Source organism: Ensifer sp. MJa1 (assembly GCF_037026475.1).
Lineage (GTDB): Bacteria > Pseudomonadota > Alphaproteobacteria > Rhizobiales > Rhizobiaceae > Ensifer.
Map to the genome: position 1 here is coordinate 1 of NZ_JAKUMO010000073.1, position 354 is coordinate 354.

1 tRNA gene is annotated in these 354 nt (G+C 55.6%); it reads left to right on the forward strand.

What is annotated here, in order from left to right:
• Nucleotides 1-279 precede the first annotated feature (279 nt).
• Nucleotides 280-353, forward strand: a tRNA-Met gene (locus MKZ91_RS31555).
• The last annotated feature ends 1 nt before the right edge of the window (nt 354 follow it).

Genomic DNA, 354 nt, shown 5'->3' on the forward strand with positions numbered 1-354 from the left:
CGCCGATGGTACTTCGTCTTAAGACGCGGGAGAGTAGGTCGCTGCCAGGTCTGCAAAACGCAAGAGAAAACACCGGAAAACAAAGATCACCTTCTCTTCATCCCTCGGCCCTGCCGAACACCGGGCCGCCCTCAAGCGGCCCTTTTGTTTTGCTAGACTGAAGATAGATGACATCAGACAAACAACGGGATTTTGCTCACGCAAAACCCGGACCGGTTAAAGCATAAACCGCAAGCGGTTTATGCGGTCGCGACAAATCCCAAAGGGATTTGCGCTGGACGCGGGGTGGAGCAGCCCGGTAGCTCGTCAGGCTCATAACCTGAAGGCCGCAGGTTCAAATCCTGCCCCCGCAAC